The organism is Paracoccus sp. PARArs4, assembly GCF_947311865.1.
GTDB classification, from domain to species: Bacteria; Pseudomonadota; Alphaproteobacteria; order Rhodobacterales; family Rhodobacteraceae; genus Paracoccus; species Paracoccus zeaxanthinifaciens.
On sequence record NZ_CAMZMW010000022.1, the window covers coordinates 19,307 to 32,563 of the forward strand.

Genomic DNA, 13,257 nt, shown 5'->3' on the forward strand with positions numbered 1-13,257 from the left:
GATCAGCCTTCCAGCATCCGGCGCAGGACGGCGACGTCCTCGGCCAGGGCGGTGTCGTCGCCCATCAGTTCATCGACCTTGCGGACGCCATGCATGATGGTCGTGTGGTCGCGACCGCCGAAGCGGCGACCGATTTCCGGCAGCGAGCGGCTGGTCAGCTGCTTGCACAGATACATCGCGATCTGGCGCGGGCGGGCGACGTTGCGCGCGCGCTTGGGGCCGATCATGTCGGCCAGGCGGATGTTGTAATGTTCCGCGACCTTGCGCTGGATGTCGTCGATCGAGATCTTGCGGTCGTTCGTGCGCAGGATGTCGGTCAGGCATTCCTGCGCGACCTCCAGCGTGATCTCGCGGCGCAGCAGGCTGGCATGGGCGAAGAGACGCTGCAGCGCGCCTTCCAGGACGCGGACGTTGGTGCTGATGCGGTGGGCCAGGAATTCCAGCACGCCCGCGCCGATCACCAGGTCCGGGTGCTGGCGGTGGAAGGCCTCGGTCTTGGATTGCAGGATGCCCAGGCGCAGCTCGTAGGTGGTGGGGTGCAGGTCCACGATCAGGCCGCAGGACAGGCGCGACTTGATGCGTTCCTCCAGGCCCTTGATCTCGGCGGGGGCGCGGTCGGCAGAGATGACGATCTGCTTGCCCTGATCGACCAGCGCGTTGAAGGTGTGGAAGAATTCCTCCTGCGTGCTGTCCTTGCCGGCGATGAACTGCACGTCGTCGACCATCAGCATGTTCACGTTGCGGAACATGCTCTTGAAATCCATGATCGAGCTTTCGCGCAGGGCCTGCACGAAGCGGTACATGAACTGTTCGGCCGACAGGTACAGCACCTGCGCGTTCGGATGGCGGACGCCGTATTCATGCGCGATCGCATGCATCAGGTGCGTCTTGCCCAGGCCCACGCCGCCATAGAGGAACAGCGGGTTGAAGCCGACGGGACCGCCCTCGGCCACGCGACGGGCGGCGGCATGGGCCAGCTCGTTCGGCTTGCCGACGACGAAGTTCGAGAAGGTGTAGCGCGGGTCCAGCGGCGCACCCAGATCGGCACGCGGGGCGATGCGCGTGGTCGGCTGGGCGGGGGCCGGATCGTTTGCGGGAACGGGCTTGGGCGCGGCGCTGCCCACGTCGAAGCGCAGACGCTCGACCGTGGCGCCCTGGCGGTTCAGCACCTCGAGGATCTGGTTGCCGTAATGGCGGTTCACCCAGTCCGAGATGAAGCGCGTGGGGCTGACCAGGCGCGCGGCACCCTCGTCGATCGAGGTGAGGCGCAGCGGCTTGATCCAGTGATTGTAATTATGCGGCCCCACGCTGCCTTCCAGCTCTGCGCATGCCTGACCCCAGATCTTGTCCATCATCGCCCGTTTCCCGTGCCTGTCCCCGATCCCCGCCGGTTCATCCGGCGGGACAGAATTGTTGCGCGCGCTGTCGGGGTGCGGAACGGACAAAGGATCCCTGACGGTCGAAGCGACCGTTTCAGGGCATTTGCCCGCTAACCTTCAAAGACACAGGACCCGAACCGACCGGTGGCAGCCGACCGATGCGGACCCGAGGGGCGTAAGCAGCGCGAACCGCTTGAACGCCCGGCCGTGCGATGCGTGGAAATCCATGCATCAGGTTCGGCCCGTCCCCCGACAGCGACGTGAATCGCAGGTTGGAAATTAGCCCCAGCCCTCGGGCTGCCGCAACCGAACTATGCGCTTGACAGCGAGTTTCCAGATTCGAATCTCGGAGGTCGTTGAGTCTTCGGACAAAAAAGACACACCACTGAAAACATTGAATTTTTTGAAACGGTTATTCTGCGCATGCAAAAGGGGCACATGCGAAACGCATGCACCCCTCTTATCCGTTTCCGGTAGAATCGGCTTGGAATCCGCCGTTGAAACGGCGGTCGCGATCAGGCGTTGATCGCCTTCACGCGCGCTGCCAGGCGCGAGATCTTGCGGGCAGCGGTGTTCTTGTGGACGACGCCCTTCGTGACGCCGCGCATCAGCTCGGATTCGGCGCTCAGCAGGGCTGCGCGTGCGGTCTCGGCATTGCCCGAGGCGATGCCTTCTTCGACCTTGCGCAGGAAGGTGCGGATGCGCGAGCGGCGTGCCTTGTTGACGTCGGTACGACGCTCGACCTGGCGGGCGCGCTTCTTGGACTGGGCGGTATTGGCCATTGTGGTGGCTCCTTACGGGTCTGTTGCGTTTCGTCGCGCAAAAGACCCAAGGCGACGGCTTTCGGAAAAGCCGTCCTGATTCTTGCCTTAAGCGGGCCCACGCGCATGTAGGACAGGGCCTATAGGACAAAGCGGCCCGAAAGGAAAGCCCCGATCAGCGATCGCGGAACTGGGGCTCTCTTTTTTCGAGGAACGCGGCCATGCCTTCCTTCTGGTCCTCGGTCGCGAACAGCGAATGGAAGGCGCGGCGCTCGAACAGCAGGCCCTCCTGCAGCGTCGTCTCGTACGAACGGTTAACCGATTCCTTGACGGTGCGGGCGGCGATCATCGACTTCTCGGCGATCTTGCGCGCGGCGGTCATCGCCTCGGAGATCAGCTTGGGGGTCGGGACGACCCGGCTGACCAGGCCCGAACGCTCGGCCTCGGCGGCATCCATGAAGCGGCCGGTCAGGTTCATGTCCATGGCCTTGGCCTTGCCCACGAAGCGCGTCAGGCGCTGCGTGCCGCCGATGCCGGCGCAGACGCCCAGGTTGATCTCGGGCTGGCCGAACTTGGCGTTCTCGGCGCAGATGATGAAGTCGCAGACCATCGCCAGCTCGCAGCCGCCGCCCAGGGCATAGCCGCTGACCGCCGCGATCAGCGGCTTGCGGACGCGGGTGATCTGTTCGATCTGCGCGCCGAACAGGTCCTCGTCGCTGACATCGACGAAGCTCTTGTCGGACATCTCCTTGATGTCGGCGCCTGCGGCGAATGCCTTCTCGCTGCCGGTCAGGACGATGCAGCGCACCTTGTCGTTGCGGTCGGCCTCGGTCAGGGCCGAGGACAGCTCTTCCAGAAGCGTGGCGTTCAGCGCGTTCAGCGCCTCGGGACGGTTCAGCCGGATCAGGGCGATCTCGTCCTCGATCTCCACGATGATGGTTTCGTAAGCCATGGTGCCTTTGGACCCCTTGCCGTTTTGCACTGCGTGCGAGTCCTAGCAGCACTTGGCGCGGAAATCCAAGCGTTCAGCGCTGGCAGGCGGCGCACCAGAAGCTGGACCGGCCCGATTGCACGATCCGGCGCACGGTTCCCGCGCAGCCTGCGCGCAGGCAGGGCTGTCCCTCGCGGTCATAGACGCGGAAGCTGTGCTGGAAATAGCCCAGCTCTCCGGTGGCCTGGCGGTGGTCGCGCAGGGACGATCCCCCGGCCTCGATCGCGTCGGCCAGCACGTCGCGCACATGCCCGACAAGATCCGCGATCCGCGACCGCCCGATCCGGCCCGCCGCGCGGCGCGGGTCGATCCCCGCCCGGAACAGCGATTCGCTGACATAGATGTTGCCCAGCCCCGCCACGATGCGCTGATCCAGCAGCGCCTGCTTGACCGGCACGCGCCGCCCCGCGAAGGCCGCGGCCAGGTGGTCGGCGGTGAAGCCTGGATCCAGCGGCTCGGGGCCCAGGTGGTCCAGCAGCGGGTGGCTCTGGCCCGGGCGGATCAGGTCCACCATGCCGAAGCGCCGCGCGTCGTTGAAGGTGATGGTCGTCCCTGTCTCCATCCGCAGGACCACGTGATCGTGGCGGGCATAGACGGCGGGGTCGCGGTGGAATTCGCCCTGGCTGGCGCCCTCGATCAGCATGCGGCCGGACATGCCCAGGTGCCACAGGACGGTGCCGCGGTCGCCGATGTCGGTCAGCAGGTATTTCGACCGGCGCCGCAGGCCCGTGACGCGCGCGCCCGTCATCACCTGCCGCAGGTCGGGCGGCAGCGGCCAGCGCAGGTCCGGGCGGCGGATATCGGCATCGGCGATGCGCAGCCCCTCCATGTGCGGCTGAAGGCCGCGCCTGACGGTTTCGACTTCCGGCAGTTCTGGCAATCCATTCCCTTTCGTCGCATTGTGCCCGCGGCGGGCCGGGATTATCTGGCGTCTGAACGGACAAACGGCAAGCGGCATGACACACGGCAAGCAGACACATTTCGGTTTCCAGACGGTCGACGAGGACGCAAAGGCGGGCATGGTCCACGGCGTCTTTTCCAGCGTGGCGTCCCGCTATGACCTGATGAACGACCTGATGAGCGCGGGCATCCACCGCCTGTGGAAGACCGCGCTGATGGACTGGCTTGCGCCCCGCGACGGGCAGCACCTGCTGGACGTGGCAGGCGGTACGGGCGACGTGGCCTTCCGCTTCCTGGAGCGTGCGCCCGGCGCGCGCGTCACCGTCTGCGACATGACCGAATCCATGCTGGTCGAGGGTCAGAAGCGCGCCGAGGCCGTCGAGCGCGCCGACCGGCTGGCCTGGGTCACGGGCGACGCGATGAAGCTGCCCTTCGCCGACAACAGCTTCGACCGCTACACGATCAGCTTCGGCATCCGCAACGTCACCCGCATCCCCGATGCGCTGGCCGAGGCATACCGCGTCCTGCGCCCCGGCGGGCGGATCGTCGTGCTGGAATTCAACCAGATCCCGGTGCCCGCCGCGCAATGGGCCTATGACCGCTACAGCTTCAACGTGATCCCCGCGATGGGGCAGGCGGTGACGGGCGATCGCGACAGCTATCAGTACCTGGTCGAATCGATCCGCAAGTTCCCCGACCAGGAGACCTTCGCGCAGATGATCGGCGATGCGGGCTTCGGTCGGGTCCAGTATCGCAACCTGTCGATGGGCATCGCCGCGCTGCATTCGGGCTGGAAGATCTGAGCCCATGCGCGGCCCCCTGAACATCCTGCGGCTAATCCGCACGGGCGCGACCTTCGAACGGACCGGCGCGATGGCCGCCGTGCTGGACGCGGTCGATGCACCGATCCGGCTGCGCATGGCGGCGCGGGTCATGGGCTGGCCCTTCCGCTGGCTGGGCTACAAGGGCGATCCGAACCTGCCGCCGATCACGCGTGCGATCACCGCGCTTGGCCCGGCCTACATCAAGTTCGGCCAGATCCTGTCCACGCGCGCCGATGTCGTGGGGCCGGAACTGGCCGGCCAGCTGCGGATGCTGCAGGACCGCCTGCCGCCCTTCGACACCGCCACCGCCCGCAAGGTCATCGAGACCGAGCTGCGCGCCCCCGTGGACGAGCTGTTCAGCGAGTTTTCCGAGCCCGTGGCCGCGGCCTCCATCGCGCAGGTGCACCGCGCCCGCATCCGCGAGACCGGCCGAGAGGTCGCCGTCAAGGTCGTCCGCCCCGGCATCGGCCCCGCCTTCAAGCGTGACATCGACGCCTTCCATTTCGGCGCCCGCATGATCGAGATCATCGCCCCGTCGTCGCGCAGGTTGCGCCCGCGCGACGTGGTGCGCCATTTCGAGCAGACCGTCACCGCCGAACAGGACCTGCGGCTGGAAGCCGCCGCCGCATCCGAGTTCGCCGAGAACACGACCGAGGATGCGGGCTTCCAGGTGCCGCGCCCCGACTGGGGCCTGTCCGCCCGCCGGGTCATGAGCGCGGACTGGGCCGAGGGCCTGCCCATGGGCGATCGCGACGCGCTGATCGCCGCGGGCCACGATGTCACCGACATCGCGCGCCGGGTGATCCAGCTGTTCCTGTCCCACGCCCTGCGCGACGGCTTCTTCCATGCCGACATGCATCACGGCAACCTGAAAGTCGCGGCCAATGGCGACGTGATCGCCTATGATTTCGGGATCATGGGCGAGATCGACGAATATACCCGCCGCGTCTATGCCCAGATCCTCTACGGCTTCATCCAGCGCGACTATCGCCGCGTGGCGCGCGTGCATTTCGAGGCCGGATACGTCCCCCGCGACCGCGACGAGGCCGCCTTCGCCCGCGCCCTGCGCGCCGTGGGCGAGCCGATCTTCGGCGCCGATGCCAGCCGCATCAGCATGGCGAATCTGCTGTCCTACCTGTTCGAGGTGACCGAGCGTTTCGGCATGCCCACCCGGACCGAGCTGATCCTGCTGCAGCGCACCATGGTCGTGGTCGAGGGTGTCGCCCGGTCGCTGGACCCGCAGCTGAACATCTGGGACGCGGCCAAGCCGGTCGTGTCGGACTACATCAAGAAAAGCATCGGCCCCAAGGCCGTGGCCCACGACCTGGGCGAAGTCGCGCAGACCGTCGCCCGCTTCGGTCCGCTGCTGCCGCGCATGGTCGAACAGGCCCTGTGGGAACGCGCCCACCCCGAAGAGGCCCGCCTGACGGTCGTCGCGCCCCGTCCGGCGCTGCCGATCTGGCTGGTGACCGTGCTGGCCCTGGCCGCGGGCACGGGAATCGGGCTGGCCCTGGCCGGCTGAAACCGTCTTTCGTTTTGCCGGTGTAATGGGCTTGTGATGGAATAAGCGCGCAGGCCGCTCAGCGGATCGGTCATGCCGATGCGATCGGCCTGCGCGTGAACCGTCCGTGGGCGCCCTCCATCGCCCCCGGGCGGTGTTCCGTCATCGTGCATCCCCCTTGGGGGCGTTGATGGAAGGCCAGCTTAGGCACCTGAAATCCAAAATCAAGAGGGTCGTACAAAATCCCGTGAAGCGCGCCGCGATGCACGCTTGACGCGAGGCATGTGCGCGGGCTGAATGAAGGCCTGGGGCCGGTGGTCCCGCGATGGCAGGGGGTGCGCGATGGACGAACCGGCATGGCCTTCGGGGAACCGTATCGAAAGCGGTTTCGAAACGCATGTGCGGAATGCCGCAACGTCGCCGCCCGCAGCCTGCGGCCCGCTTGTGGCAGGACGATCCGGAAATCGCTGGAAACACCGGAACGGGCGCGGGAATCGCCCTTGCCGCACGGATGCGGCAGCTTCCGGAAGCGTTTGACATTCCGGCCTGTTCTGCCCGAAGCTTCGCCCCAATACCCGCCCGGCAAGGGGCGGCATCGACAGTCAGGGAGGACGAGTTGAAACAGAAGATCATGACGACCGCGGCGGCCATGGCGCTGCTGGCGGGAACCGCGCAGGCGCAGCTGGTGATCGAGCCGGGCAGCGACGACCGCATCGACTGGGCCAGCCTCGAGGAGTTCAAGGCCGCGCATACCGGCCTCGAGGGGGAAAGCTTCGACATCCTCGGCCCCTGGCTGGGTGGCGACCAGGAGCTGTTCAGCTCGGTCATCGCCTATTTCAACGAGGCCACCGGCGCGAATGCCAGCTATTCCGGGTCCGACAGCTTCGAGCAGCAGATCGTGATCGACAGCGAGGCAGGTTCTCCGCCCGATGTCGCCGTCTTCCCGCAGCCGGGGCTTGCGTCGGATCTGGCCAAGCGCGGCTATCTCCAGCCGCTGGGCGACGAGACCCGCCAGTGGCTGGTCGACAATTATGCCGCTGGCGAAAGCTGGGCGAAGCTTGGCACCTATGCCGGGCAGGACGGGACCGAGCAGCTGTTCGCCTTCCCCTACAAGGCCGACGTGAAGTCGCTGGTCTGGTACGTTCCCGAGAATTTCGAGGATTTCGGCTATGACGTGCCCGAGACCTACGAGGACCTGAAGGCCCTGACCGAGCAGATGGTCGAGGATGGCGAGACGCCCTGGTGCATCGGCTTGGGATCGGGCGGCGCGACGGGCTGGCCCGCGACCGACTGGGTCGAGGACCTGATGCTGCGTACCGCCACCCCCGAGGATTACGACGCCTGGACCACGAACGGGATGCCGTTCAACGATCCCAAGGTCGTCGCCGCCATCGAGGAATTCGGCTGGTTCGCCAAGAACGAGGACTTCGTCGCGGGCGGCGTGGGCGCCGTTCCGGTGACCGATTTCCGCGAGAGCCCCGCCGGCCTCTTCGACAGCCCTCCGGGCTGCTACATGCACCGCCAGGCCAGCTTCATCCCGACCTTCTTCCCCGAGGGCACGATGATCGGCGAGGATGCGGACTTCTTCTACATGCCCGCCCCCGAATCGGGCGAGTTCGGCCAGCCCGTGCTGGGCGGCGGCACCATGTTCGCCGTCATGAGCGACAACCCCGCCGCCATGGCCTTCGTCGAGTTCCTGAAGACCCCCGCCGCCCACGAGATCTGGATGGCGCAGAAGGGCTTCGTCACGCCGCATTCGGGCGCCAATCCCGACGCCTATGGCGACGAGACGCTGAAGCGCATGGGTCAGATCCTGCTGGATGCGACGGTCTTCCGCTTCGACGGGTCGGACCTGATGCCGGGCGCGATCGGCGCGGGCGCCTTCTGGACCGGCATGGTCGATTTCGTCGGCGGCGATTCCGCGCAGGACGTTGCCGACCGCATCCAGGAGACCTGGGCCTCGCTGGACTGATCCGGCCTTGAAACGGGGCATGGCGATCGCGCCATGCCCGACGCGATACCGCAGGGGGTAGGACGACATGGAACTGTTCTGGCTGGCCATCAGCACCATCGCCATCGGCGTCTTCGGATGCGTGGCGTGGTTCTGGGGCTCGAACTGGGTCCTCGACAAGATCTTTCCGGCCAAGGGGCCGAAGGCGGGGGACAACATCCGCCGCGCCAACCAGATCAGGCCGTGGCTGTTCCTGGGGCCGGCGATCGTCTTTCTGGGGATGTACCTGGTCTATCCGGTCTTCGACAGCCTGTGGCGGTCGCTGTTCAATTCCAACGGCACCCGCTTCGTGGGGGCCGACAACTATGCCTGGCTGCTGAGCGACGGCAAGTTCCGCGAATCCATGCTGAACAACATGCTGTGGCTGCTGTTCGTGCCCGCGGCCTCCACGGCGTTCGGCCTGCTGGCGGCGCAGCTGACCGACCGCATCCGCTGGGGCAATATCGGCAAGTCGCTGATCTTCATGCCCATGGCGATCAGCTTCGTCGGCGCGGGCGTCATCTGGAAGTTCATCTATGAATACCGCGCCTCGGGCGAGGCCCAGATCGGCCTTCTGAACTGGATCGTCACGCAGATGGGCGCCGAGCCGCAGATCTGGCTGAGCCTGCCCTTCTGGAACAACTTCTTCCTGATGATCGTGCTGGTCTGGATCCAGACCGGCTTTGCCATGGTCATCCTGTCGGCCGCCCTGCGCGGCATCCCCGAGGAAACCATCGAGGCCGCCATCCTGGACGGCGCATCGCCCCTGCAGGTGTTCTTCAAGATCAAGGTGCCGCAGATCATGGGGACCATCGCGGTCGTCTGGACCACCATCACCATCGTCGTGCTGAAGGTCTTCGACATCGTCTTCGTGATGACCAACGGGCAATGGGGCACGCAGGTGCTGGCCAACCTGATGTATGACTGGATGTTCCGCGGCACGCCCGATTACGGGCGCGGCTCGGCCATCGCCATCGTCCTGATGATCCTGGTCACGCCGATCATGGTCTGGAACATCTGGAACGCCCGCAAGGAGGTCCGCTGATGGAGGGGATGGCCGGACAGAAATCCTCGCTCGGCTGGGCGGTGAACATCGCGGCGTTCCTCCTGGTGCTGCTGTGGACGATCCCGACGCTCGGCCTGTTCGTGTCCTCGTTCCGCGACCGCGACCAGATCGCGCAATCGGGCTGGTGGCAGAGCTTCTCGGGGTCCGAGCAGACCGGCTTCGTGCGGTCGGGCACCGAGGGTGCCCTGCAGGACGGCGTCTGGGTGATCGAGGGCAGCGTCACCGCCGATGGCGAACAGCTGGTCGCCTGGGGCACCAGCGCCCGCGAACCGGGTGCCCATGCGCCCGGCGACACGGTCGAGATCGACGAGGGCATCGACATCACCGTGGCCGACGACGGCAGCTATCGCATGGTGTCGGACACGCAGTTCGACATGCGCCGAGGAGAGCGGATCTTCGTCACCACCTCCTCGCCGCCCAGCTTCACGACTGACAACTATTCCCGCGTGCTGTCGGCCACGGGACTGGGGCGCGCCTTCATGAACACCATGACGGTCACGATCCCGGCGACGGTGATCCCGATCATGATCGCGGCCTTCGCGGCCTATGCGCTGGCATGGATGCAGTTTCCGGGCCGCGCGCTGCTGACGGCGGCGGTGGTCGGCCTGCTGGTCGTGCCGCTGCAGGTCGCGCTGATCCCGCTGTTGCGGCTGCACAACGAGATGGGCATCGGCAAGGGATACCTGGGGATCTGGCTGGCGCATACCGGCTTCGGCCTGCCGCTGGCGGTCTATCTTCTTCGCAACTACATGGTGGGCCTGCCGCGCGAGATCATCGAATCCGCGCGCGTGGACGGGGCGACGGATTTCCAGATCTTCCGCCGCATCATCCTGCCCCTGTCGTTCCCGGCGCTGGCCAGCTTCGCGATCTTCCAGTTCCTGTGGGTCTGGAACGATCTTCTGGTGGCCACCGTCTTCCTGGGCAATACCCGCGAACAGCTGGTGATGACCGGCCTTCTTCGAGAGCTGATGGGCTCTCGCGGGGGGGAATGGGAGATCCTGGCGACATCCGCGTTCATCTCGATCGCGGTGCCGCTGGCGGTCTTCTTCGCAATGCAGAAATACCTGGTCCGCGGATTGCTGGCCGGCTCCGTGAAAGGTGGATGACTTGACGGAACAGACGACGGATTGGTGGAAGGGCGGGATCATCTATCAGATCTACCCGCGCAGTTTCCAAGACACGACCGGCGACGGCGTGGGCGACCTTGCGGGGATCGCGCAGCGCCTTCCCTATGTCGCCTCGCTGGGCGTGGACGCGGTCTGGATCTCTCCCTTCTTCACGTCCCCGATGAAGGATTTCGGTTACGATGTCAGCGATTACCGCGGCATCGACCCGCTGTTCGGGTCGATGGACGATTTCGACTGGCTGATCGAACGCGCCCACGAACTGGGCCTGAAGGTGATGATCGACCTGGTGATGTCGCATACCTCGGACCAGCACGAATGGTTCAAGGAAAGCCGTTCCAGCCGCGACAACCCCAAGTCCGACTGGTATGTCTGGGCCGACCCCAAGCCCGACGGGACCGCGCCGAACAACTGGCTGTCGATCTTCGGCGGCAGCGCATGGCAGTGGGATGCGCGGCGAGAGCAGTATTTCCTGCACAACTTCCTGTCGTCGCAGCCCGACCTGAACTTCCACAACCCGGCCGTGCAGGACGCCCTGCTGGACATGGCGAAGTTCTGGCTGGATCGCGGCGTGGACGGCTTCCGTCTGGACACGATCAACTTCTATTTCCACGACGCGCAGCTGCGCGACAACCCGCCGCTGGCGCCCGAACTGCGCAAGGCCGATACCGCGCCCGCCGTGAACCCCTACAACCACCAGAGCCACCGGTTCTCGAAGTCCCAGCCCGAGAACCTGGCCTTCCTGGAACGCTTCCGCGAGACGATCGCCCCCTGGGGTGCCGTCGTCGTCGGCGAGATCGGCGACAGCGAGCGCGGGCTGGAACTGCTCGAGGAATATACCGGCGTGCCGGGTCGCGTGCAGATGTCCTATGTCTTCGACTTCCTGTCGGGCGACGATCTGCCCGCCGACCGCATCGTGCAGGTCTTCGAGCGCATGCTCGAGGTCGCGCCGAACAGCTGGGCCTGCTGGGCCATGTCGAACCATGACGTGGTGCGCCATATCAGCCGCTGGAACCTGACCGACCAGGCCGCCAAGGCCTATTGCACGGTGCTGATGTGCCTGCGCGGCTCGGTCTGCCTGTACCAGGGCGAAGAGCTGGGCCTGCCCGAGGCCGACATCGCCTTCGAGGATCTGTGCGACCCCTACGGCATCGAGTTCTGGCCCGAGTTCAAGGGCCGCGACGGCTGCCGCACCCCGATGGTCTGGGACATGGGCGTGAATGGCGGCTTCTCGACCTCGAAGCCGTGGCTGCCGGTGCCGCATACCCACCTGCAGCGCACCGCCGTCGCGCAAGAGGCCGACGCCCAGTCGGTCCTGCACCATTATCGCTGGGCCATCGGCCTGCGCCGCAAGCACAGCGCGCTGCGCCACGGCGACATGACCGAGATGGCATCCGAAGGGCCGATCCTGTCCTTCCGCCGCAGCGATGCCGAGCAGAGCCTGCTGGTCCGCGCCAACCTGTCCGACGATGAGGCAGGCGGGCTGCGGCCCTGGCAGGTCCAGATCATCGAAGGTTAGGGGAGGAACCGAAGATGGCCGATCTGAAGCTGACCGGCGTCGCCAAGTCCTATGGCGACGTGCAGGTCCTCAGCGATATCGACCTCGACATCCGTTCGGGCGAGTTCATCGTCTTCGTCGGGCCCTCGGGCTGCGGCAAGTCCACGCTTCTGCGCATGATCGCGGGGCTGGAACGGATCAGCGGCGGGACGCTGGACATCGACGGGCAGCGGATGAACGACATCCCGCCCAGCCAGCGCGGCATCGCGATGGTGTTCCAGTCCTATGCGCTGTACCCGCACATGACGGTGCGCGACAACATGGCCTTCGCGCTGAAGATCGCGGGCCAGTCCAAGGACCAGATCCGCGAGGCGACCGACCGCGCGGGCAAGATGCTGCAGCTGACGCCCTATCTGGACCGCCTGCCCAAGGCGCTGTCGGGCGGGCAGCGTCAGCGGGTGGCCATCGGGCGGGCGATCGTGCGCGATCCCAAGGTCTATCTGTTCGACGAGCCGCTGTCGAACCTGGACGCGGCGCTGCGCGTCGCCACCCGGATCGAGATCGCGCAGCTGAAGGCCTCGATGCCCGACCGCACGATGATCTATGTCACCCATGACCAGACCGAGGCGATGACCCTTGCCGACCGGATCGTGGTCCTGGCGGGCGGCGGCATCGCGCAGGTCGGCGCGCCACTGGAGCTGTACGAGCGTCCGGTCAACGAATTCGTGGCGCAGTTCATCGGCAGCCCCGCCATGAACCTGCTGCCCGGTCGCGTGACCTCCGTCGGCCCGGTCACCACGGTCGAGCTGGATGGCGGGCTGACCGCCCAGGTGGCGATCCCCACGCGCGCGGGCGACGAGGGGATGCCTGTCAACCTGGGCGTCCGCCCCGAGGACATGCGAGAGGCCGACGGACCCGCGCTGTTCGAGGGCAAGGTCGATCTGACCGAGGCCCTGGGCGAGGTCACGCTTCTCTATTTCGGGACCGGCGATGCCGAGGTGGTTCCGATCATCGCCAAGCTGCCGGGCATCCATCCGGGGCTGAACGGGCGCACGGTCCGGCTGACCGCCGATCCGCAGGCGCTGCACCTGTTCCACAAGGGGGAATCGCTGCTCTATCGCGACGGCCCCGAAGGGTTGCCCCCCTACAGTCCGCGCGTCGCGCCCTCGGGTGCGCCGGGCGGTGCGGCGGCCCCTGCGCAGGACGCTCCGGACCAGGGCGGG

Annotated in this window: 10 protein-coding genes and 1 pseudogene; 7 read left to right on the forward strand and 4 right to left on the reverse strand. The window is 66.4% G+C overall.

What is annotated here, in order from left to right; all coding sequences use genetic code 11:
* Window positions 1-2 precede the first annotated feature (2 nt).
* The 4 genes from dnaA to mutM all read right to left on the reverse strand — a co-directional run bounded on the left by dnaA (window position 3) and on the right by mutM (window position 4,011).
* Complete coding sequence (dnaA, locus tag QMZ16_RS14920; protein ID WP_282603815.1) at window positions 3-1,355, reverse strand: chromosomal replication initiator protein DnaA; 1,353 nt, start codon at window positions 1,353-1,355, stop codon at window positions 3-5.
* Window positions 1,356-1,894: 539 nt separating this feature from the next.
* Window positions 1,895-2,161 carry a 30S ribosomal protein S20 gene (rpsT, locus tag QMZ16_RS14925; protein ID WP_022707109.1) on the reverse strand — a complete coding sequence of 89 codons (267 nt, stop codon included), beginning with the start codon at window positions 2,159-2,161 and terminating at the stop codon, window positions 1,895-1,897.
* A 154-nt stretch (window positions 2,162-2,315) separates the two neighbouring features.
* Window positions 2,316-3,092 carry an enoyl-CoA hydratase gene (locus QMZ16_RS14930; RefSeq protein ID WP_022707108.1) on the reverse strand — a complete coding sequence of 259 codons (777 nt, stop codon included), beginning with the start codon at window positions 3,090-3,092 and terminating at the stop codon, window positions 2,316-2,318.
* A gap of 73 nt (window positions 3,093-3,165) precedes the next feature.
* On the reverse strand, window positions 3,166-4,011 hold the full coding sequence (gene mutM / locus QMZ16_RS14935; RefSeq protein WP_282603816.1) for a bifunctional DNA-formamidopyrimidine glycosylase/DNA-(apurinic or apyrimidinic site) lyase: 846 nt from the start codon (window positions 4,009-4,011) through the stop codon (window positions 3,166-3,168).
* A gap of 76 nt (window positions 4,012-4,087) precedes the next feature.
* Here mutM and ubiE point away from each other — a divergent pair, with 76 nt between their 5' ends.
* The 7 genes and pseudogenes from ubiE to ugpC all read left to right on the forward strand — a co-directional run.
* The gene (gene ubiE / locus QMZ16_RS14940; RefSeq protein WP_282603817.1) at window positions 4,088-4,834 is read left to right on the forward strand and encodes a bifunctional demethylmenaquinone methyltransferase/2-methoxy-6-polyprenyl-1,4-benzoquinol methylase UbiE; all 747 of its coding nucleotides are present in this window, start codon (window positions 4,088-4,090) and stop codon (window positions 4,832-4,834) included.
* A 4-nt stretch (window positions 4,835-4,838) separates the two neighbouring features.
* On the forward strand, window positions 4,839-6,377 hold the full coding sequence (gene ubiB, locus QMZ16_RS14945) for a 2-polyprenylphenol 6-hydroxylase (RefSeq protein ID WP_282603818.1): 1,539 nt from the start codon (window positions 4,839-4,841) through the stop codon (window positions 6,375-6,377).
* Window positions 6,378-6,987: 610 nt separating this feature from the next.
* Window positions 6,988-8,328, forward strand: a complete 1,341-nt coding sequence (locus QMZ16_RS14950) for an ABC transporter substrate-binding protein (RefSeq protein ID WP_051142322.1) — start codon at window positions 6,988-6,990, stop codon at window positions 8,326-8,328.
* A 67-nt stretch (window positions 8,329-8,395) separates the two neighbouring features.
* Window positions 8,396-9,391 carry a sugar ABC transporter permease gene (locus QMZ16_RS14955; protein WP_282603819.1) on the forward strand — a complete coding sequence of 332 codons (996 nt, stop codon included), beginning with the start codon at window positions 8,396-8,398 and terminating at the stop codon, window positions 9,389-9,391.
* Window positions 9,391-10,518, forward strand: coding sequence for a carbohydrate ABC transporter permease (locus QMZ16_RS14960; protein ID WP_282603820.1), 1,128 nt, complete (start codon window positions 9,391-9,393; stop codon window positions 10,516-10,518). Before QMZ16_RS14955 ends, QMZ16_RS14960 begins: the two co-directional genes overlap by 1 nt.
* 1 nt (window position 10,519) lies before the next feature.
* Entirely contained in the window at window positions 10,520-12,055 is a 1,536-nt protein-coding gene (locus QMZ16_RS14965; RefSeq protein ID WP_022707101.1) for an alpha-amylase family glycosyl hydrolase, read from the forward strand.
* 14 nt (window positions 12,056-12,069) lie between these two features.
* Window positions 12,070-13,158, forward strand: a pseudogene (gene ugpC, locus QMZ16_RS14970) (sn-glycerol-3-phosphate ABC transporter ATP-binding protein UgpC); the annotation flags it as partial.
* Window positions 13,159-13,257 lie beyond the last annotated feature (99 nt).